Here is a 21,768-nt window from a genome sequence, read left to right on the forward strand (position 1 = left end):
TTTCCTTTCCTTCACTCCGGTCTAAATGCGCCGGATGTGCTTATTGTTCATTCGTCGAGGCCAAAGGCTCGGTGTTGTGCGGCGATACGAGCGATGTCGTGGCTGAGAATGGCGAGGTCATGCGGCTTGCCGGCGCGGTCGCGGACATGGTCGCGCAGCAACGCTTCGGCGCGAAAGCCGAGGCTTTCGAACAGCATGACCGACCCGATCTGGTCGGGAGTCATTTGCGCAGTCAGTTTCTCCAGGCCGCGTTCCATTGCCACGGTGTAGATCGCCTCGAGCAGGTCGCGGCCAAGGCCAGCGCCGCGCTTGCCCGGTGACACCAGCAAGCGGATTTCGCCGACATGCGCGCTCCAGCCGAGCGGATCGCGCACCAGCGCGGCAGTGCCGACGAACTTGCCATTATCCTCAGCGACCAGGCTGTCGATCCAGCCTTCCTCGATCGCGGCAATCCATGCCTCGACGACACGGGGATGCTTGAGGTCGCGGCCGAGGAACAGCAAATCATGTTCAGGCAAGGTTTCGGCAAACGCGAGCATGGCGTCGCGATCGGCCGCCGCAAACCGGCGGATATGATGGCTCATGTCGATCGCTCCCCCAGCCAGTCGATCAGTTTTGGCCATAGCCGCTTGATCGCATTGCCCCCGGCGACGAGGCTGACATGCCCACCCTTCATTGTCACCTGTTCCTTGTCGGTCGAGCCGACCTTTTCGATCAGCGGCGCGGATGCCGCGGAGGGGACGATATGATCATGCTCCGCCGTCACATGGAGGAACGGCGCGGTGATCACCGACAGGTCGATCGGCCGGCCAGCGACCTCCATCGTGTCGTTGTGCAGCCGGTTGTCCCACATCAGCTTCTTGGTCGTCTCGCGGAAATATTCGCCCGCTAACGGCAAGGTGTCGCTCGCCCAGCGGTCGAACATGCGGAAGGATTTGACGAATTCGTCATTCCACAAATTATCGAGCAGCCGGATATTGCCGGCGATGCGCGCGCCGGGGCGCAGCATGTCGAACGCAGTGTAGAGATAATCGGCCGGGCAATTGCCGAACGTGTCGACCAGCTTGTCGACGTCGAAGAAGCGTTTGTCGGCCCAGGCCTGGAACATCTCCATCTTGGAGAAATCCACCGGCGTGGTGAAGCACACCAGATTCTTCATCGGCGCCGGAGTCTTGGTAGAAATTGGGGGATTAAGCGCTGCCCAAAGGACCGAGAGCACGCCGCCGAAGCAATAGCCGACCAGGCTGAACTCCTCCTCGCCGGTTTCTTCCTGCACCCGGGCGATCGCGGTGGGGATGAAGTCGAGCACATAATCGGCCAGCGTCAGGCTCTTCTCGTCACGGCGCGGCGGAGTCCAGTCGAGCATGAACACGTCGTAACCGGCCTTCAGCAGATATTCGACCAGGCTCTGCCCCGGCACCATGTCGAAGATATAGCCGCGATTAGTGGTCGCCATGACCAGCAGCAAAGGCACGCGGTAGACCTCGTCCGACATCGGGCGATAGTGATAGAGGTTCATCGTGCCGCGTTGAATCAGCAGATCCTTTGGGCTCGCGCCGACCGTCGGGCCGGACGAAGCGAAATATTCCAGCCCCTTGAAATTGCGCTGCAAGGCGCGGTCGAACGCAGTGCGGGCCTGGTCAAACAGGTCGGGGGCGCTCGCGTCCATGCTCAGACCCTGTCGCTCAAGCTTTGGCCGGCGGTTTGCGCGTGCGCTTCGGCTTCGGGCGCTCCGGCGGCTTGATCCCGGCCTGCGCCATCAGCAGGGCCTCGATCCGTCCGACCGTCTCCTCGACCCCGCGCAGGCGGGCGGAGAGGTCCTCGACTTCACTGCGGCTCGGCATGTTGGCGGCGGCGAGCGCCTTGTCCATCATCTGGTGCGCGGCGGCCTGGGCTTTCATCTGCGCGGTGCTGGCGCCCTGCACGACGCGGGCGAACTCGCCCGACTTCATCATTTCGCCGCCAAGCTGATTGGTCATCTGTTCCCATTGGCCGAGCATTTCGCGCATGAAGGCGGAGGGGTCGGGCGTGGGAGGCAGTGCCATGGCCGTATCCTTCACCCGGCGCGCTCCGCCGTCAAGCGAGTGTGCTGCATCTGCGCGATGCAGCATCGCCGCAGCATCAGTTCGATGGCGGTGTGCCGGCTGGTGCGCCGGCGGGCACGGGGCCGCGTGCCGTAGCGTCGAGCTGCGCATCGCCGCCAAGCGTGCGGTACAGATCGACCAGATTGGTCGCCCCGGTCAATTGCGTCGCGACCAGCGAACGCTGCGCGGTATAAAGCGAACGCTGTGCATCCAGACTTTGCAGAAAGGTGTCGATTCCGCCGCGATAGCGCGCGTCGGACAGACGGTAATTGTCCGAAGCGGCGGCGGCGAGCGATTGCGCCGCGCGGGTCTGCGCGGCAATCGTGCCGCGGCGGGCAAGCGCGTCGGACACTTCGCGAAAGGCAGTCTGGATCGATTTTTCGTAGGTGGCGAGCGCCGCGTCGCGCTGCGCCTTCGATTGCTCCAAGCCCGCCCGGCCGGCGCCGGCGCTGAAAATCGGGTAGCTCGCGCCTGGCGCGACCGAGTAATTGAAAGCGCCACCGGTGAACAGTCCGCTCAGCGCGTTACTGGCAAAGCCGAGCACGGCGGTCAGGCTGATACGCGGGAACAGCGCCGCGCGCGCCGCGCCGATCTCGGCATTGCTGGCGCGCAAGCCATATTCGGCCTGCAGCACATCGGGACGGCGCAGCAGGATCCCGGAATCGAGCCCTGCCGGCAGTTCGGCGACCGTCTTCGCGGCCTCGTCGATCGTGCCGGGAAGCAGAGCGGTGTCGACCGGCGCGCCGACCAGCAGTTGCAGCAGATTGACGTCCTGTGCGAGCGCGGTGGTCTGCACCGCCAGATCGGATTGCGCCTGGGCAAGGACAAGCTGTGACTGGCTGAGATCGGTGCGCGGCGCGACGCCGCCGTCGAGCCGCGCCTTGGTCAGCTTGACGCTGCGTTCGGCGCTGGCCGCGGTGTCCTGCGCGATCTTGAGCAGGCTCTGATCGGCGGCATAGTTGAGCCAGGCATTGGCGATGTCGCCGACCAGGGTCAGCCGCGTCGCACGGGCAGCGGCCTCGGTCGCGAAATAGCGGTTCTGCGCCGCGTCGGTGAGCGAGCGGACTCGGCCGAACAGGTCGATCTCGAACGCGGTGATACCAAGGTCGGTGCTGTAAGTGGTGCGCGCGCCGCCACTCGCGGCGCTCCCGCCGGTGGTGGTGGTGCGGCCGGTGCCGCTGTCGGCGCGGGTGACGCCGGCCGAGGCATCGACTTGCGGCAGCAGGTCGGCGCGCTGGATGCGGTATTGCGCGCGCGCCGCGACGATATTGGCGGCGGCGACGCGCAGGTCGCGGTTATTGACCAGCGCCTGTTCGACGATCCGCCGCAGCCGGTCGTCGCGGAAGATGTCGCGATAGGAAATGCTCGGCAGCGCCGCTTCGCTTTGCTTCAGATACGCGTCACCGACTGGCCAGGATGCCGGCACCGGAGCCTCGGGGCGGGCATATTTGGGCGCCATGCTGGTGCAGGCGCTGAGCGACGCACTGGCCAGGAGCAGGGCGAGCATGGACCTCATGCACTTGGCTCCGGCCTAGGATCATTATGGGGCTCGTCATGCGGCGCTTCGTGATGCAGCTTCTTGAGCACGTCACGGGTGCCGCGGCGGACCAGCACGAAGAACAGCGGAATGTAGAAGATCGCCAGGATCGTGGCGGTCAGCATGCCGCCGATCACTGCCGTGCCGATCGCGACGCGGCTGTTCGCGCCGGCGCCGGTTGAAATCGCCAGCGGCAGCACGCCGAAGATGAAGGCAAGGCTGGTCATCAGGATCGGCCGCAGACGCAGGCGTGCGGCCTCGATCGCGGCGTCGATGATGCGCTTGCCCTTCTTCTCCGCCTGTTCGGCGAACTCGACGATCAGGATCGCGTTCTTCGCGGCGAGGCCCATCGTCGTCAGCAGGCCGATCTGCAGAAAGACGTCATTCTCCAGCCCGCGCAGCGTGACCGCGAACACCGCACCGACCAGGCCGAGCGGAATGACCAGCAATACCGCGACCGGGATCGACCAGCTTTCATACAAAGCGGCCAGGCACAGGAACACGACGAGCAGCGAAATGGCATAGAGGAACGGCGCCTGGCCCGATGACAAGCGTTCCTGGAACGACAGGCCCGACCAGGCGACCGAAGTGCCCGGATATTGCGCCGCCAGCTGTTCCATCCTGTTCATCGCCTCGCCCGAGCTCTTGCCCGGTGCGGCCTGGCCCTGAATTTCGAACGCGGGCAGGCCCTGGAAGCGCAGCAGCGATGACGGCGCAGTCGACCAGGAGATGGTCGAAAAGGCCGAGAAGGGCGCCATCTGGCCATCGGCGGCGCGGACATACCATTGCGCGATATCATCCGGGCTATGGCGATAGGGCGCGTCGCCCTGGACATAGACGCGCTTCACGCGGCCGCGATCGTTGAAGTCGTTGACGTAGCGGCCACCCCACGCAGTCGCGAGCGTTGCATTGACGTCGGCCTGGCTCAGCCCGAGCGCGCTCAGCTTTTGCTGGTCGATCTCGATCTTGAGTGTCGGCTGGTCCTCGAGATCGGTCGGACGGACCGCGGCGAGGTCCGGGTCGGCGCGCGCGGCGGCGAGCAGCCTGTCGCGTGCCGCCTTGAAATCGGCGCGGGTCATGCTGCCGGTGTTCTGCAATTCCAGGGTGAAGCCGGCCGACTGGCCAAGCCCGCGCACCGCCGCCGGCACCGTCACGAAGATGTCCGCGTCACGCAGGCCACTGAGTGCCTTTGACGCACGCTGGGTGACTGCCTGGGCGCTGTTCTTGCTGCCCGGGCGATCGGCCCAGTCGGTCAGCGCGAGAAAACCGCGCCCGGTATTCTGCCCGCTCGCGCCGCCGCCGCCGCCGCCGGCATTGGTGAACAGCACGCTGACATTGGCCTTTTCCTGAGTGAGGAAATATTGCTCGACCTGCTTCTGCACCGCGACCGTGCGGCCCTGCGTCGCGCCGGGCGGCAGGTTGAACTGGACCTGCGCGGCACCCTGATCCTCGTTGGGCAGGAAGCCGGTCGGCAGGCGCACGAACAACAATGCGAGCAGCGTTACCACGCCGGCATAAGCGAGCAGGACGATCAGCTTGTGATCGACCACCTTCGCCACGCTGTTGGTGTAGCGTTCGGTCATCTTCTCGAAGTTGCGATTGAACCAGTCGCGCGCGTCCTGCGTCTTGCGCGCGAACCAGCTGTCGCCCTGCTTCTCCTCGCTGCGCCGCTTGAGCAGCGTGGCGGTCAGGGCAGGGGTCAGGACGAGTGCAACGACCACCGACAGGATCATCGCCGACACGATGGTGACCGAGAACTGGCGATAGATCACACCGGTCGACCCGCCGAAGAACGCCATCGGCAGGAACACCGCCGACAGCACCAGCGCGATCGCGATCAAGGCGACGGTGATCTCGTTCATCGATTCGATCGTCGCGTCGCGCGGCGACATGTCGGGATTCTCATCCATCAGCCGCTCGACATTCTCGACCACGACGATCGCGTCGTCGACCAGCAGGCCGATCGCCAGCACCAGGCCGAACAGAGTCAGTGTGTTGATCGAAAAGCCCGCGAGCGAGAAAACGGCGAAGGTGCCGAGCAGCACGACCGGCACCGCGATCGTCGGGATCAGCGTCGCGCGCCAGTTCTGCAGGAACACGAACATGACGATGACGACGAGGATGATCGCCTCGACCAAAGTCTTGACCACTTCCTCGACCGACAATTTGATGAACGCGGTCGAATCCTGGGGGAAGGCATAGGCGAAGCCGTCGGGCATCGACTTGGCGGCATTCTCGATATCGGCCTTGACCAGTTCCGCGGTCGACAGCGCGTCGGCGCCCGGCGCAAGCGATACGGCGATGCCGGCGCCGGGATGGCCGTTGACCCGGCTGACGGTCTGATAGCTTTCCGCGCCCAGTTCGACCCGCGCAACGTCGGACAGGCGCACGATCGACCCGTCGCGCGCGGTCTTGACGATGATGTTGGCGAATTGCTCCGGCGTCTGCAGGCGCGACTGGGCCGTGACCGTCGCATTGAGCATTTGCGTCGTCGGCATTGGCTGGCCGCCGACCTCGCCCGCCGCGATCTCGGTATTCTGTGCGGTGATCGCGTTGATCGCGTCGCTCGGCATCAGCGAATAGGCAGCGAGGCGGTCGGGCCGCAGCCATACCCGCATGGCATATTGCGCGCCGAACACATTGGTGTCGCCGACCCCCGGGATGCGCCCGAGCCGGTCCTGGAAGTTGGCGATCAGATAATCCGACACGTCCTGGTTGGTGACGCGGTCGGTCTTGTCGTAGATCGATACGAGCAGCAGGAAATCGGGATTGGATTTGGTGACGGTCAGGCCCTGTTGCTGGACCTGTTGCGGCAAGCGGCTGATCGCCTGCTGCACCTTGTTCTGGACCTGGACCTGCGCGATATCGGGATCGACGCCCTTTTCAAAGGTCGCGGTGATCGTCACCTGTCCGCGCGAGCTGCTGTTCGAGCTGAAATAGAGCAGGCCGTCGATGCCGGTCAGCTGCTGCTCGATCACCTGCGTGACGCTGTTCTCCAGCGTTTCGGCCGATGCGCCGGGATAGGTCGCGCGAATGTTGACGTTGGGCGGTGCCACATCGGGGAATTGCTCGATCGGCAGCGTGTAGATCGCACCGATGCCGCCCAGCATGATGATGATCGCGATGACCCAGGCGAAAATCGGCCGGTCGATGAAAATGCGCGAGATCACCGGGGGATCAGCCCTTGGTCTTGGCGGCGGACGCGCCTGATTTGCCTGGCGCCTGCAGTTTCTGCGGCGAGCCGGCGGGCACGGGTTTGACCGCCTCGCCGTTCTTGGCCTTGGCCGTGCCCTCGACAATCACCTTGTCGCCAGGGTTCAGGCCGGCCGTCACAACCCAGTTCTCGCCGACCACACGCTGCGTGGTCACATCGCGCTGGATCGCCTTGTTGCCGGGGCCGACCAGCAGCACCGTGGTATTGCCCTTGGGGTCGCGCTTCACCCCGGCCTGGGGGATGAGATAGGCGCTGGAATCGACCGATTGCGCGAAGGTCGCGCGCGCGAACATGCCCGGCAGCAACAGCCCCTGCGGATTGGGGAAGCGCGCGCGCAGCGTGACGGTGCCGGTGCTTTCGTTGACCACCACTTCGGAGAATTCGACCGTGCCGGTCTGGGAATAGATGCTGCCGTCCTCCAGCTTCAGCCTGACATTGGCCTGAGCGGGCACGAGGCCGCCGCTGCTGAGCGCGCGCCGCAGCGTGAGCAGGTCGGCGCTGGATTGCTGGATGTCGACGAAGATCGGGTCGAGCCGCTGGATCGTGGCGAGCGGATCGGCCTGGCTGGCCGTCGCCAGCGCACCTTCGGTGAGGAGCGAGCGTCCGATACGGCCAGTGATCGGCGCTGGGACATTGGTGAAGCGCAGATTGATCCGCGCCGTGTCGAGCTGTGCGCGATTCAGCGCGACTGTGGCCTTGGCCTGGCGTGCCTGGGCGGCGGCGTCGGTATAGTCCTGCTTGGCCACGGCCTCGATCTCGGCGAGCGGGCGATAGCGATCGGCCCTGGCGCGGGTCGCGTCGGCATTGGCCTGTGCGTTGGCCAAATTGGCGCTCGCTTCGTTGGCGGCGGCGACATAGAGGCTCGGATCGATCTGGTAGAGCGTCTGGCCCTGCTTGACGATCGAGCCCTCGGTAAAGAAGCGGCGGCGGATGATGCCCGAGACCTGAGGGCGGACCTCTGCGCTCTGATAAGCCGTGACGCGCCCGCCAAGTTCGGTCGAGAGCGGCACGCTGGTCGGCTGGGCGACGACATAGCCGACCTCCGGCGTACCCTGCGCGCCGCGCCGGCCAGCCTTGTCCTGCGCGCCACCACCGCCGCACGCGGTCAGCGTGAAGGCCAGGGTCGCGGCTATCGATATCCGAGTCGGCGTGAAGTGGCGCAATCTATATCCTACCCATCGCTGAAGACCGCCGACGCCGCGCGATGGCATCCTGAGTTGTCGCGGTCAAACCTACCAAAGCACTGCCAGTTCCTGATATCGACCGATAATCGCGCTATGCGACAATTTGCGACAATTTTTTAGCGCCGCAACTTCATCAGCGCAGCGTCCAATGCGGACAGAAAACGCGACCGATCGGCCTTGGCAAAGGGGGCGGGGCCGCCAATCGAGTCGCCGGCCCCGGCGCGCAGATCGGCCATGATCGCGCGCGTCGCCACCGCCGCGCCGATCGAGTTGGCGGTGAACGGCTTGCCGGTCGGGCTCAGCACCGTCGCGCCAGCCTTTATGCAGCGGTCGGCGAGCAGGATGTCGGCGGTCACCACCACCGATGCCGCATTTGCCTGCCCGGCGATCCAGTCGTCCGCCGCGTCGAAGCCGTCGCTGACCACCACGCGGTCGATCAACGGGTGCTGCGGCACGCGAAAATGGCTGTTGGCGACGATCGTGACCGGCACCTCAAGCCGCCACGCGACCTTGTAGATCTCATCCTTGACCGGGCACGCATCGCCATCGACCAGGATGCGTACGGACCCGGTCATGCCAGCTCTTTACCGCTGCCGGTCATTGGTGCGGCGGTGCGGCTTGGGCTTGTGGCGTGCGGCGGGTGGGCCGCTGGGGCGGGCGCTCGGCGTCAGGCGCGGGCGGCGCTCGGCCTCGCGCGGCTCGCCCTGGACACTCTCGATCTTGATCCCGCCTTCGTCGCCGCCTTCGGTGCCCGCAGTGCGCAGCACCGAAGCATTGAAGCGGCCGGCAACGGCGCGGGGAATCTGGAACAATGTCTCGCTGGCGGAGATGCGGATCGCGCCGATCTCGCTCTTGGTGATGTGGCCGCGACGGCAGATCAGCGGCAACAGCCAGCGCGGATCGGCATTCTGACGGCGGCCGATATCCATGCGGAACCAGACGATATCCTCGAAGCCCGGGCGATGGCCGTCCTGGCGCGGCGCGGGGTCGTTGCCCTGGCCGAGCAATTCTTCGGCGGCCGGCATGCGGGCGCGGTGAAGACGGACGAGTGCTGCGGCGATATCCTCCGGGCTGCGCGTCTCGAGCAGCTTTGCGCCCAGTGCGCGATCGTCGTCATCGACCTCGACCGGCTCAAGCAGAGTCACGAGCAGCCGCTCATGATCCTTGGCGTTGATGTCTTCGAGCGTCGGCGGGTTGATCCATTCGGAATTGATCCGCGCGCCCTTGAGCATCGATTCGACGCGGCGGCGGCGCGGATAGGGCACGATGAGGACCGCAGTGCCCTTCTTGCCGGCACGCCCGGTGCGGCCCGAACGGTGCTGAAGCGTCTCGGCATCGCGTGGCAGCTCGACATGGATGACCAGGCTGAGCGTCGGCAGATCGATGCCGCGGGCAGCGACGTCGGTTGCGACGCAGACGCGGGCGCGCTGGTCGCGCAGCGCCTGAAGTGCTGCGTTGCGTTCGTTCTGGCTATGCTCACCCGACAGTGCGACGGCGCTGAAGCCGCGCTCGATCAGGCCGGCATGGAGATGGCGGACATTGTCGCGCGTCGCGCAAAACAGCATCGCGGTTTCGGCTTCGTGGAAGCGCAGCAAGTTGACCACGACATTCTCGATATCGGCCGGCGCGCAGGTGACCGCCTGATAAGCGATGTCGCCGTGCCCGCGATCTTCGCCGACGGTCGAGATGCGCACCGCATCGCGCTGATAGCGCTTGGCCAGTGCCGCGATGGGCTTGGGGATCGTCGCCGAGAACATCAGCGTGCGGCGCTCGCCCGGCGTGCCGTCGAGAATCTGTTCGAGGTCCTCGCGGAAGCCCATGTCGAGCATCTCGTCAGCCTCATCGAGGACCGCGACGCGCAACTTGCTCAGGTCGAGCGCGCCGCGTTCGAGATGGTCGCGCAGCCGGCCCGGCGTGCCAACGACGATATGCGCGCCATAATTGAGCGCGCGGCGTTCCTTCGACGCGTCCATGCCGCCGACACAGGTGACGATGCGCCCGCCGGTCTTGGCATAGAGCCACATCAGCTCGCGGCTGACCTGAAGCGCGAGCTCGCGCGTCGGCGCGATGATCAGGGCAAGCGGGCCTTGCTGGGGCAGGCGGCCTTCTTCGTCGAGCAGCTGTGCCGCCATGGCGAGACCAAAGGCGACGGTCTTGCCCGAGCCGGTTTGCGCCGAGACGAGCAGGTCGCGGCCGAGCGCTTCCGATTCGAGCACACCGGCCTGGACCGGGGTGAGGGCAGTATAGCCACGAGCGGAGAGCGCTTCAGTGAGAAGCGGAGGAAGATTGGAAAAGGGCATGAGTCTCTCAAAAATAATGGGCTGCGCCGCCACCACGGCTAAGGCGCAACATGTTGTTCTGCGGTCAAATAGACTGTGCCGCGGCCCATCCGCTCGCCCATGCCCATTGGAAGTTATAGCCGCCCAGCCACCCAGTGACGTCGACCGCTTCGCCGATCGCATACAGGTTTTGTAGGCGTTTGGCTTGCATTGTTTGCGATGAGAGTTCGGCGGTGCTGATTCCGCCCGCCGTGACCTCCGCCTTGGCATAGCCTTCAGTGCCGTTCGGGGTGAAGCGCCAGTCGGCGAGACGCTGCTCAGCCTCGGTCAGTTTGCGGTCGGTCATGGTCGATAATTCGCCGCTCAGCGCGAGTCGGTCGGCCAATGTCTCGGCGAGACGGGCGGGCAGGGCGCTCGCAAGGGTCGAGGCGAAACCAGCGCGCGGACGGGTGCGCTTCGCCTCGATCAGCCAGCCGCCGCCGTGGGCAGGCAGGAAATCGATGCCGACCGTCTCGCTCGAGCGCCAATAGCTGGAGATTTGCAGGATCGCGGGGCCGGACAGCCCCTTGTGGGTGAACAAGGCCGCTTCACGGAACTGCGTCTTGCCGCATTTGGCGATCACATCGGTCGCGACACCGGAGAGCGAGCGGAACAGGGTCTCGTCGCCGCCGAGCGTCAGCGGCACAAGCGCAGGGCGAGGCTCGACGATCTTGAGGCCGAAGCGCCGCGCGACATCATAAGCGAAGCCTGTCGCGCCCATTTTGGGGATCGATGGCCCGCCGGTCGCGAGGACCAGCGAGGTCGCGGTGACGGTGCGATCGCCGATCGCGACGCGGAACAGGCCATTGGCGTGATCGATCGCACCGACCGGCTGCCCGAGCGACAGGTCGACATGGCCAATCGCGCATTCGTCGAGCAGCATGGCGACGATCTGCTTCGCCGATCCGTCGCAGAACAGCTGGCCGAGCGTCTTTTCGTGCCAGGCAATGCCGTAGCGATCGACCAGCGCGATGAAATCACTGGCGGTGTAGCGGCTGAGTGCTGACTTGGCGAAATGCGGGTTGGCGGAGAGATAGCGGTCGGGCGCGGTGTTGATATTGGTGAAATTGCACCGTCCGCCGCCCGAGATGAGGATCTTCTTGCCCACTTCATCGGCATGGTCGACCAGCAGCACGCGGCGCCCGCGCTGGCCGGCGACAGCCGCGCACATCAGGCCTGCGGCGCCGGCGCCGAGGATGATCGCGTCATAGTTTCCGGTCACGGGCACGTGATTACAATTCCTGTCGTCAGAATTCGCCCGAAAATCTGCGGTCCATCGCCGGGCGGCGGGCGGTATTCTCCCTGTTATCGGCCGATAACAGGGAGAATAACAGGGAGCGGCACTTTATTTGGCGCGATTCAGGCTATTTTGTTGGATAAATTAACTAGTATTTTCAATATGATAAGTGTTGATCTCCCTGTTATTCGATAACAGGGAGATCGCCGATGCGGAACAGGGAGATATAATTGTACGAACAGGGAGTGGCGGCCGATAAAACAGGGAGCGCCGATTCAACGTCGCGGAAAATTCGGCTTTATCGTCGGTGATGTCCATGTGTCGGGTGATGGCATGAACGCGCGTCACATTGAATCAGGGCGACGGGGCCGGATCAGCGCAGCTTGGCGATGTTCAGCGAATCTTCCTTGGCGCGTTCCTTGACCGATTCCTCGGTGCGGGTCAGCGCTTTGGCGATCGCCTTCAGGCCCATGCCCTTCTTGGCGAGCGTGTGCAGCTTCTGGATCTCGTCCTGTTTCCAGGGCTGGCGGTGGCGTTCGAACTTTTCGGCCATCATGACTCTCCGATTGCAACGCTATCGAGAATTTCGATGGCTTCGGCAACGCCGTTGAAATCGACTCGCTCGCCAATCTCCCCGCCGACCAGCGCCTGGGCGAGTGGTGCGGCGAAGCCAATGCGCCCCTCCGCCGGATCGGCTTCGTCGCCGCCGACGATTTCGACCACGCGCTGCTTGCCGGCCATGCGAATCGTCACGCGCGATCCGATGCCGATTTCACCCTCGGCCGGTGGCGGTGCGACTTCGGCGGTGGTCTGGCGGGTATGCCAGTAGCGCAGCTCGCGCTTCAGCACTGCGAGCTCCGGTTCCACCGCGGCGTCAACCGCCGCCTCCAGTTCGATCACTTTCGCGTCGATCAGTTTCAGGCCGCGCGGCGTAACGATATTCGGCCCCGGCGCGATCGGGATTTCGAATTTCGGCTCAAGATGCTCCTCGTCGCTTTCGCGACGGAATGCGACGCTCATGTCACTCTCCTCAATCCTCCCCCATGAAACATTCGCGGCGTGTCCGCCACCACTTGGGATAGGCCGTTTCCCATGCTAGGGGCGCGCCCATGCTGAATATCAATGGTATCACGGTGCGCCTGGGCGGGCGGACGATTCTCGACCGCGCAAGTGCGGCGCTGCCCCCGAAAAGCCGCGTCGGGCTGATCGGGCGCAACGGCGCGGGCAAATCGACCTTGATGAAGGTCATGATCGGCCAGCTCGAGCCCGATGACGGCGAGATCGAGATGCCGCGCAAGACGCGCATCGGCTATATCGCGCAGGAAGCGCCCTCTGGCATCACCTCGCCGATCGAAGCGGTGCTCGGCGCCGATACCGAGCGTGCGGCCCTGCTCGCGGAAAGCGAAACCTGCGAGGACCCCGACCGGCTCGGCGAAGTCTATGAGCGGCTGATGGCGATCGACGCCTATACCGCCCCGGCGCGTGCCGCCGGCATCCTGGTCGGCCTCGGCTTTGACGAGGAAATGCAGAATCGTCCGCTCGACAGCTATTCGGGCGGCTGGAAGATGCGTGTGGCGCTGGCCTCGCTGCTGTTTTCCGAACCCGATCTGCTGCTGCTCGACGAGCCATCGAACCATCTCGATCTCGAAGCGACCTTGTGGCTGGAGAATTTCCTCAAGGCCTATCCGGCGATGATGGTCGTGATCAGCCATGAGCGCGACCTGCTCAACAATGTCGTCGACACTATCCTCCATCTCGAGGGCGGCAAGGTGACGATGTACACCGGCGGCTATGATAGTTTCGAGCAGCAGCGCGCCGAACGCGCGGCGCAGCTCGCCGCCGCCAAGGCCAGCCAGGATGCGCAGCGCGCCAAGTTGCAGGACTATATCGCCCGCAACAGCGCGCGCGCCTCGACCGCCAAACAGGCGCAGTCGCGCGCCAAGATGCTCGCCAAGATGCAGCCGATCGCGGCGCTGGCCGAGGATCCGACGCTGTCGTTTGATTTCCCAAGTCCGGACGAATTGAAGCCGCCTTTGGTGACGCTCGACATGGCGGCGGTCGGCTATACCGAGGACAAGCCGATCCTGCGCCGCCTCAACCTACGGCTCGACCCGGATGACCGGATCGCGCTGCTTGGGCGAAACGGCAACGGCAAGACCACGCTCGCGCGACTGCTCGCCGCGCAGCTTGCCCCGATGGAGGGCGGGATGACGGCGTCGGGCAAGATGCGCGTCGGCTATTTCACTCAGTATCAGGTCGAGGAACTCGACGGCGACGATACGCCGCTCGAACATATGACGCGCATGATGAGCGGCAGTTCGCCCGCCGCGGTGCGCGGCCAGCTCGGCCGGTTCGGCTTTTCGGGACAGAAGGCGACGACCAAGGTCGGCAAGCTGTCGGGCGGCGAGCGCGCTCGGCTGGCGTTGGCCCTGATCACGCGCGACGCGCCGCACATGCTGATCCTCGACGAACCGACCAACCATCTGGACGTCGATGCGCGCGAGGCGCTGGTTCAGGCGCTCAATGCCTATGAGGGCGCCGTGGTGGTGGTCAGCCATGACCGCCATATGATCGAGCTGACCGCCGACCGGCTGGTGCTGGTCGATAACGGCACGGCGACTGAATTCACGGGCAGCCTTGAGGATTATACCGACCTGATCCTGGGCAAGAACCAGCCCAAGCAGGATGGCGGTGCCAAGGGCGGCAAGAAGGACAAGAAGACTGCGGCACAAGATCGCGAAAAGGCCCAGGCGCTGCGCAAGGCCGTACAGGATGCCGAGGCGGTGACGGTCAAGCTGACGGCCGAGCAAAGTGCGCTCGACAAGGCGATGTTCGACCCGTCGACTGCCGAACCGGCATTGGCCAAATTGCCGATGAGCGAGTTGATGAAGCGCCGCGCCGATGTGGCGGAGAAGCTTGAAGCGGCAGAGGCAAAGTGGCTGGAAGCAAGCGAGGCGCTGGAACAGGCCGCCGCCTGACCGCCGTCAAAGCGGGACGATCGCGTGTTTTCCGGACGCAGCATCCGGTTGCGCGACACGGGTAAAATCGTCACAAATGGCGTAGTCGCGGGGGTGGGCCGCGACAGTGGGCCACGGGGGTGACCGGCGTCATGGGGATAGCGCGCTTGTATCATTATACCGTTTCCGGGCTGTCGGTCGCGAGCGAGCTGGTCCTGCCCGGGCTGATCGCCGGAGAGGATGTGCCGGGCGTTCGCCCCGATGTGGTCATTCGCCAAGGCGAGGTGCCCGCGGCACTGGAGAGCGTGGAATCGTCCGGTCCGACCTGGCAGGTCAGCGGGCGGCGGTTCCTGCTCGAAGTTCCCGGCATCCTGAGGATGCTGCTGACCGAGGGCCGCGAGATCGTCTTTGCGATTGCCGATGGCGTGGCGCCGGAAGAGGCGACGATTTTCGTCAGCGGCACCGGTTTCGGCATCCTGCTGCATCAGCGCGAGCGTATCGTGCTCCATGCCAGCGCGGTTCGGGTTCGCGACAGCGCCGTGCTGTTCTGCGGACCGTCGGGTGCGGGGAAGTCGACGCTGGCGGCGGCGCTGTCGGATGCCGGTTACGATCTGGTCACCGACGATTTCTGCGGCATCGCAATGGACGCCGACGGATTGCCCTGGGTCCAGCCCGACGGGCGTCAGTTGAAGCTGTGGCAGAATTCGATCGACAGGCTCGACATGGCGGGGCGCCGCGCGGCACCGGTGCGCAAGGTGCTGGAGAAATTCTATGTCGAGCCGCGCGCTGCCTCGACTGTCGCGCTGCCGCTCGCCGCAATCTATGTACTGCGCGAGGCGCGGCCACCGGCGGTGCCGGGAATCGTGCGCCCCAATATCGTCGACGGCGCACTGATGGTGCGCGGCAATGCCTATCGCCCGGCGATGGTACGGCGGATGAATCAGCAGGCGCTCTACTTTCAGGCGGCTGCCGCGATCAGCCAGAGCGCCGGCGTGTTCACGCTGACCCGCGAGCTCAATTTCGCCAAATTCCCCGTTGTGGTGGGCTGGCTCGAAGCGCACTGGCGCGAGCTTGGGCTGCTGGAGCGAGCAGCTTGAGGAAGACCTATTGGCTCGCCTCCTATCCGAAATCGGGTAACACCTGGTTCCGGTTGCTGGTCGCCAATCTGCGCCGCGATGCGCCCGTGGACATCAACGACATCCCCGAACGCAGTGGCATTGCCAGTGCGCGGGGCTCGTTCGACTCGATCATGATGTTCCCCTCCGCATTGCTCACGCATGAGGAATGCGATCGGCTGCGCCCCATGGTCTATGCGGCGCTGGCAGAGGAAGATGTCGAGGATCCCGACGAAGCCGAAACGAAGATCGGTCATACCCGCTTCGTAAAGACGCATGATTCCTACACCTGTAATCCCGATGGCGTCGCGCTGATGGCGGGTGCCAAGGGGGCCGATGGCGCGATCCTGATCGTGCGCGATCCGCGCGACGTGGCGCCTTCGCTCGCCAATCACAACCGCACCAGTATCGATGAGGCGATCGGGTTCATGGCGGACCCTGCATCGAGTTTTTGCGGCCATCGCGACCGCCAGCCCAACCAGCTGCGCCAGCAACTGGCAGGCTGGAGCGGCTTTATCGATGCGTGGCTGACCCAGACCGATATTCCGGTTCATCTGGTACGGTACGAGGACATGCATGCCGATACCGGCGATGCGCTTCGTGTCGCGCTGGCCTTTGCCGGGATCGATGCGACCGCCGAGGAAACGGCACGTGCCGCAGGGTTTGCGGAATTCGGCGAGCTGAAGAAGCAGGAAGAAGAGCGCGGTTTTCGCGAGGCGCCACGGCCCAAGACGGGTAAGGGGCCAGGCAGTTTCTTCCGCCGCGGGGTTTCGGGCGGGTGGCGCGATGAGCTAGACTTCGGCCAGGTTGCACGGATCGAGCGCGATCACGCACCGATGATGGCGCGGCTCGGTTATGCGCTGGCTGAAAACGCGGCGGCGGCAGAGAATGGATTGCCGACACAGGACAGGATCGAAAGGATGGCGGGTTGATCGAACGACGGGGTGACTGGCTCAGCGCGCGCGTGGGCGACGAGATCATGATGATGAGCGCGGAGAAGGGCAATTATCTCGGCGTCAACGAGGTCGGCGCGCGGATCTGGGAATTGATCGAGACGCCGAGTAATCTTGATACGGTCTGCGCGGCGCTGCAGCGCGAGTTCGTGATCGAGCCCGATGTTTGCCGCAGCGAGGTCGAGGCGTTCCTCGAACAGATGGAAAAACATGGCGCGGTTGCGATCACTCGCCCGTAAGGCCCGCACGCTCGGCGGTGTCGGCCATCATCGACGCGCGCTGGTGATCGAGGCGGCGGCGAGCATGTTTTTCGCGCGGGTGCGGCTGTTGCTGTTCCCGTTCGGCAGGATTTCAAAGACACTCGGCGCGTTCGTGCCACCGACCGATCCGCGTGTTGCCGCCCATGCCGAGGGCGCGACCGCCGATCAGATGAAGCTTGCCCGCGATATCGGCTGGGCGGTGCGCGCCTCGGCGCCGTTCATGCCGTTCCGCTCAGTGTGCCTGCAACAGGCGATGGCCGCGCAGACCATGTTGCGGCGGCGCGGTATCGCCACCGTGATGCATTTCGGTGCCGGGCGCGGTGACGAGAAGCCGATCGACGCGCATGCCTGGCTCGATGCGGCAGGGGTCAAGGTCACCGGCTATCCGGTCGCGCCCAACCTCGCCGAAATCGGCTGCTTCGTCTGAGCGCTGTCTTCGGCATTCTGCGCTTCGACGGCGGAGAGGTTTCGGCGCGCGATCTTGACCGCATGCGTGCCGCGCTGGCCAATCGCGCGCTGGACGGCGCATTCGCCGAAACAGCCGGACCGGTCGGGCTTGGTGTCTGTCTGAGCCATCTCCGGCATGTCGATCTGGGCGAGGTGCAGCCGCTGTATGATCGGGCGAGTGGTATCATGTTGGTCGCGGACAGCCGGCTCGACGATCGTGCGGCGCTTGGCGATGCGCTGGATATCCCGACGGCCGATCTGCCGACTACGCCCGACAGCGCGCTGATCCTGCGCGCCTATCTGAAATGGGGCGATGAGTGCCCCGCGCACCTGCTTGGCGATTTCGTCTTTGCTGTGTGGGACGGTCCCCGCAGGCGGTTGCTGCTGGCGCGCGATCATATGGGGCAGCGTGATCTTTGCTACCATCTCAGCGACGGCTTGCTGGCCTTTGCACCGATCGCCAAGGCGCTCTGGGCAGTGCCCGACGTGCCGCGAACGTTGAGCGACGACATGATCGGCCGGCATCTGATGCAGGCGATGGATCTGCGTCCGGGACAGGCGATGTTCGACGGCATCCTCAACTTGCCCGGCGGCCATAGCCTGTCGGTCGGGCTCGACGGCACTGCATCGCTGCATGCCTATTGGACACCGCAGGCCGATCCCGATCACCTCGGCCATGATGAAGCCTATTATGTCGCGGCATATCGCCGCGTGCTGGGGGAGGCGGTGGCGTGCCGGTTGCGTGGTCTGAACGCGCCGCCGGGCCTGCAATTGAGCGGTGGCTATGACAGCGCGGCGATTGCCGGCCTTGCCGGTCCCGTGCTGGCGGGCACCGGGCGGAAGCTCGTCTGCGCCAGCTCGGTCATGCCGGGCGAGTACCAGGGCACGATCCGCCATGCGCGGCGCTGGGTCGAGATGTGCGCGCGCGACATGCCGTGGATCGACTTACGCTGCGTCACGCGGGATGGGATCGACGCATTGACCGATCTCGACTGCAGACTGGCAGAACGACAGACGCCGCAATCGAGCTACAGTTTCGTGCACGACGCGATGCACGGCGCTCTGGCGGGGGTGGGGACGCGGCTGGTGATGGATGGCCATGGCGGCGATTATACGCTCAACCCGCGGGGCCATGCGGCGCTGGCGCGTTTCCTCAAGACCGGTCCGCTGAAGCGCTTCGCGCACGAACTTCGCGCGCATCTGCGTCGGTCGGGGCGCTCGTTGCGGACAACGGTCATGCTGGACCTGCTGCCACATGTCGCGCCCTGGCTGGTTCCGAGTCTGTGGCGCAAAAGGCTGCGTGCCGCGCCATCATGGCAGGGACAGCCGGTCCAGCCTGGCTTCGCCGAGCGGCTGATTGCGGAGGGCGTTGTCGATCCGGCAAGGTTGCGACAGGCGCCGCGTGACCAGACCGCGATGCGCGCGCGATTGTCGGAGACGATCGATCAGGTGCGCTCAGGCGGCGGCGCAGGTGCCGCGGCGGCGTACCATGGGCTGACATTGACCCGCCCCTTTCATGACAAGCGCGTGGTCGAACTCGCCCTGGCGATCCCCGAGGATCTGTACCTGAAGAATGGCCGCAGCCGCTATCTCGCCTGCCGTGCGCTGGCCGAAGTGTATCCGCGCGAATTCCAGGATCGCTGGCGCCGCAATGATGACGAGATTCCCGATTTCCAGCGCATGGTCAGCAGCCTCGCGCCGCAGCTCCATGCCGAGTTCGACCGGATGGAACGGTCGGAGAGCCTGTCGCGGATGATCGACTTTCCCAGACTGCGCACGCTGCTCGATGCTCGCGGCCCGGACGATCATAATTCCGGCTGGGAGCGGGAAACTCAGGCGGCGCTGGGCGGCTATATGATGGCGCGATTCGTCGAATGGTTCAGGCGCGAGAACCGCTAAAACACGATCCTAACGGCATAAATATAGCCTTGACTATATGATAACGATCGCTAGATTTTTGGGCTTCTAACCGAAAACGGGGAGGGGCGGAGATGGTGTGTCGAAAAATCCTGCTGGCGGCGGCGAGCAGCGTTGCGCTGGTCGCAGGAGGCCAAGCGATGGCGCAGGATGCGCCGGCCCAGACCGCCGCAGCGCCTGAACAGACGGCGGACAATTCTGGTCTCGACGACATCATCGTCACCGCGCAGAAGCGCGAACAGTCGCTCCAGGACGTGCCGATCAGCATCACTGCCTTCAACGCCGAGTCGATCGCGGCGCTGGGCGCGCAAAGCGTCGGCGATCTCGATACCTACACTCCGGGCCTGTCGATCAACGATAGCTCGGTGACTCAGCCATCCTATACGATCCGCGGCGTCAGCACCGATGACTTCGGCATCGGTACCGATCCGGCGGTCGGCATCTTCATTGACGGCGTCTATTCGGCGCGTTCGGGCGCGGCGCTGATCTTCTTTAACGATATCGAGCGCGTCGAAGTGCTGAAAGGGCCGCAGGGCACCCTGTTCGGCCGTAACACCTCGGCCGGTGCGATCTCGATCATCACTCGCAAGCCGGTGGACAAGTTGGAAGCTGCGGCGACGGTGCGGATCGGCAATTACGGCAAGCACCGCATCGACGCGATGGTCAACGCGCCGATTACCGACACGCTCTTCCTGCGCGTCAACGGTGTCTACAACAAGCGCAACGGCTATCTGACCGATGCCGTCACTGGCGCGCGTTATGAGCGTGAGAATAACTGGTCCGGCCGCGCCGCGCTGCGTTTCGAGCCGAGCAGCGATACCGATATCACACTCAGCTATGACCATGACGATACCGACAAGGACGGCCCCGCCGCGATCGGGATCAGCAAATTCGCGCTCAGCCAGGATCCGGAAGGCTCATTCGCCGACGATGTGCTCAAGTCGCGCGAGGCACGCATCCTCAACGCAGTGACGCTGACCGCCAATCATGACTTTGGCCCGGTCACGCTGACCAGTATCAGCGCCTACAAGAAATTCACCACCAGCAACCGCGAGGATGAGGACGGCACCAATATCCGCGCGCGCTATCTCGATACGGAGAATATCGAGAAGAACAGCAGCTTCTACCAGGAATTGCGGCTGGCGCATTCGGGCGATACGCTGAACGTGGTTGCCGGGCTGAGCTATTTTCAGGAGCGGGGGCGGCAAACCAGCCGGGTCACTTTGTTCACTGACTCGGTTGATACTGCGCTTGGTGCGTCGGGCCTCCCGATCTTTTCCGTCCTCGACAGTGTAGGCCTTCCCGTCTTCGGCCTGCCCTGGCGCGAGGACATGAATAACTACACCCGCAACAAATCCTATGCGGCGTTCGGCGATGCGACTTGGGCGGTGACCCCGAAACTCAACCTCACCGTGGGCCTACGTTATACCCGCGACGAGAAGAGCTTCACGTGGTTGAACGACCTCCATGATGCGCCGGGTCTTATCGCAATAACGGCGCCGGGAGCGTTGTATAACGCAATCCTGGCAGGGTTCCCTCCGCCCCCTCCGGAGGCTCCGCCATGGCCGGTATTTCCTGATGGTGCTTTGATTGACGTCAACACATTCTACATGGCCGTGCTTGGCCCGCTTCTGGGCCCGGACCTCATCTTCAACGCCGGGCCACTCGAGGGCGTCCGCTTCAACCGCAAGGATACATTCTCCGACGTCAGCCCGCGTTTCGTGATCGATTACAAGGCGACTGGCGATGTGCTGCTCTTCGCTTCGGCCACGCGCGGCTACAAGGCGGGCGGCTACAACAGCGTCCAGATCAACTCATTTTTCGAGCCGGAAGCGGTGTGGAGTTATGAGGGCGGCGCGAAGACCGAATTGTTCGACCGACGCCTGCGGTTCAACATCTCGGGCTATTATTTCAAATATGCCAATCGCCAGTCGATCAGCCTGGAAACCGTCGCTGGATCCGGCATCCCGCAATATGTCACGCGCTCGGGCGATAGCGAGGCCTATGGCGTGGACCTCGAAACCCAGCTGGTCGTGTCGAAGAGCCTGAAACTGAGTGGCGTCGCGAGCTATATCGACTCGACCTGGTTGAAGCGCAGGGAGCAGGACAAAGACATTTCCGGCCAGCCGACCGGTGAGCCGCGCCTGCGCTTCGTGCTCGGCGCGCATTATGATCACAGACTCGACGGCGGCTCCTCGATCTTTGCCGATGCCAGCTACAGCTACACCTCACGCGTCCGGCTCAATGACGCAGTTCGCTTCAGTGATGCCAAGCTTTTGAAGAATCTGGATAATCCGGATTATGATAATCTGGTCGATTTCTCCAAGCTCAAGAAATTGCGGTCGAGCCGTGAGATCGTCAATGCGCGGATCGGCTGGCGCTTGCCCAATGACCGGCTGTCGGTGGCATTGTTCGCGGACAATCTGTTCGATGTCCGCACGCCGCGGAACCTCAACCTGATTACCGCCGACACGCTTGGCACACCCTATGTCCGGATGGACCGACCGCGGTTCTGGGGCATCGAAATCGGGGTGCGATACTGATC

18 protein-coding genes are annotated in these 21,768 nt (G+C 64.4%); 7 read left to right on the forward strand and 11 right to left on the reverse strand.

Features of this window, described 5'->3' with window-relative positions; all coding sequences use genetic code 11:
• Positions 1-47: 47 nt before the first annotated feature.
• The 11 genes from ACRECS_RS19055 to ACRECS_RS19105 all read right to left on the reverse strand — a co-directional run bounded on the left by ACRECS_RS19055 (position 48) and on the right by ACRECS_RS19105 (position 12,594).
• Positions 48-584, reverse strand: a complete 537-nt coding sequence (locus ACRECS_RS19055; RefSeq protein ID WP_431584524.1) for an N-acetyltransferase family protein — start codon at positions 582-584, stop codon at positions 48-50.
• The gene (locus ACRECS_RS19060; protein WP_431584525.1) at positions 581-1,669 is read right to left on the reverse strand and encodes an alpha/beta fold hydrolase; all 1,089 of its coding nucleotides are present in this window, start codon (positions 1,667-1,669) and stop codon (positions 581-583) included. Before ACRECS_RS19060 ends, ACRECS_RS19055 begins: the two co-directional genes overlap by 4 nt.
• A gap of 16 nt (positions 1,670-1,685) precedes the next feature.
• On the reverse strand, positions 1,686-2,045 hold the full coding sequence (locus ACRECS_RS19065; RefSeq protein ID WP_431584526.1) for a poly(R)-hydroxyalkanoic acid synthase subunit PhaE: 360 nt from the start codon (positions 2,043-2,045) through the stop codon (positions 1,686-1,688).
• A gap of 76 nt (positions 2,046-2,121) precedes the next feature.
• On the reverse strand, positions 2,122-3,600 hold the full coding sequence (locus ACRECS_RS19070; protein ID WP_431584527.1) for an efflux transporter outer membrane subunit: 1,479 nt from the start codon (positions 3,598-3,600) through the stop codon (positions 2,122-2,124).
• Positions 3,597-6,791, reverse strand: a complete 3,195-nt coding sequence (locus ACRECS_RS19075) for an efflux RND transporter permease subunit (protein ID WP_431584528.1) — start codon at positions 6,789-6,791, stop codon at positions 3,597-3,599. Before ACRECS_RS19075 ends, ACRECS_RS19070 begins: the two co-directional genes overlap by 4 nt.
• A gap of 7 nt (positions 6,792-6,798) precedes the next feature.
• On the reverse strand, positions 6,799-7,998 hold the full coding sequence (locus tag ACRECS_RS19080) for an efflux RND transporter periplasmic adaptor subunit (protein WP_431584529.1): 1,200 nt from the start codon (positions 7,996-7,998) through the stop codon (positions 6,799-6,801).
• Between the two features lie 137 nt (positions 7,999-8,135).
• Entirely contained in the window at positions 8,136-8,594 is a 459-nt protein-coding gene (locus ACRECS_RS19085; RefSeq protein ID WP_431584530.1) for a YaiI/YqxD family protein, read from the reverse strand.
• A 9-nt stretch (positions 8,595-8,603) separates the two neighbouring features.
• Positions 8,604-10,319, reverse strand: coding sequence for a DEAD/DEAH box helicase (locus ACRECS_RS19090; protein ID WP_431584531.1), 1,716 nt, complete (start codon positions 10,317-10,319; stop codon positions 8,604-8,606).
• A gap of 64 nt (positions 10,320-10,383) precedes the next feature.
• Positions 10,384-11,565, reverse strand: coding sequence for an NAD(P)/FAD-dependent oxidoreductase (locus tag ACRECS_RS19095; protein ID WP_431584532.1), 1,182 nt, complete (start codon positions 11,563-11,565; stop codon positions 10,384-10,386).
• A gap of 382 nt (positions 11,566-11,947) precedes the next feature.
• Positions 11,948-12,130, reverse strand: a complete 183-nt coding sequence (locus tag ACRECS_RS19100) for a hypothetical protein (protein ID WP_187763949.1) — start codon at positions 12,128-12,130, stop codon at positions 11,948-11,950.
• Entirely contained in the window at positions 12,127-12,594 is a 468-nt protein-coding gene (locus ACRECS_RS19105) for a GreA/GreB family elongation factor (RefSeq protein WP_431584533.1), read from the reverse strand. Before ACRECS_RS19105 ends, ACRECS_RS19100 begins: the two co-directional genes overlap by 4 nt.
• A gap of 89 nt (positions 12,595-12,683) precedes the next feature.
• On the opposite strand from ACRECS_RS19105, the gene ACRECS_RS19110 reads away from it, so the two are divergent.
• The 7 genes from ACRECS_RS19110 (at position 12,684) to ACRECS_RS19140 (ending at position 21,766) form a co-directional block, all read left to right on the forward strand.
• Complete coding sequence (locus tag ACRECS_RS19110; protein WP_431584534.1) at positions 12,684-14,552, forward strand: ABC-F family ATP-binding cassette domain-containing protein; 1,869 nt, start codon at positions 12,684-12,686, stop codon at positions 14,550-14,552.
• Between the two features lie 146 nt (positions 14,553-14,698).
• Positions 14,699-15,628, forward strand: coding sequence for a hypothetical protein (locus tag ACRECS_RS19115; protein WP_431584535.1), 930 nt, complete (start codon positions 14,699-14,701; stop codon positions 15,626-15,628).
• The gene (locus ACRECS_RS19120; RefSeq protein WP_431584536.1) at positions 15,625-16,578 is read left to right on the forward strand and encodes a sulfotransferase domain-containing protein; all 954 of its coding nucleotides are present in this window, start codon (positions 15,625-15,627) and stop codon (positions 16,576-16,578) included. The genes ACRECS_RS19115 and ACRECS_RS19120 overlap by 4 nt, the downstream gene beginning before the upstream one ends.
• A complete protein-coding gene (locus tag ACRECS_RS19125; RefSeq protein ID WP_431584537.1) occupies positions 16,575-16,838 on the forward strand; it encodes a PqqD family protein in 264 nt (87 codons plus the stop codon). Before ACRECS_RS19120 ends, ACRECS_RS19125 begins: the two co-directional genes overlap by 4 nt.
• Complete coding sequence (locus ACRECS_RS19130; RefSeq protein WP_431584538.1) at positions 16,810-17,286, forward strand: lasso peptide biosynthesis B2 protein; 477 nt, start codon at positions 16,810-16,812, stop codon at positions 17,284-17,286. The genes ACRECS_RS19125 and ACRECS_RS19130 overlap by 29 nt, the downstream gene beginning before the upstream one ends.
• A gap of 62 nt (positions 17,287-17,348) precedes the next feature.
• The gene (locus tag ACRECS_RS19135) at positions 17,349-19,205 is read left to right on the forward strand and encodes an asparagine synthase-related protein (protein WP_431584539.1); all 1,857 of its coding nucleotides are present in this window, start codon (positions 17,349-17,351) and stop codon (positions 19,203-19,205) included.
• Positions 19,206-19,297: 92 nt separating this feature from the next.
• Positions 19,298-21,766, forward strand: a complete 2,469-nt coding sequence (locus ACRECS_RS19140) for a TonB-dependent receptor (RefSeq protein ID WP_431584540.1) — start codon at positions 19,298-19,300, stop codon at positions 21,764-21,766.
• Positions 21,767-21,768 lie beyond the last annotated feature (2 nt).

Origin of the sequence: Sphingomonas sp. (assembly GCF_050725575.1) — a bacterium.
GTDB lineage: Bacteria > Pseudomonadota > Alphaproteobacteria > Sphingomonadales > Sphingomonadaceae > Sphingomonas.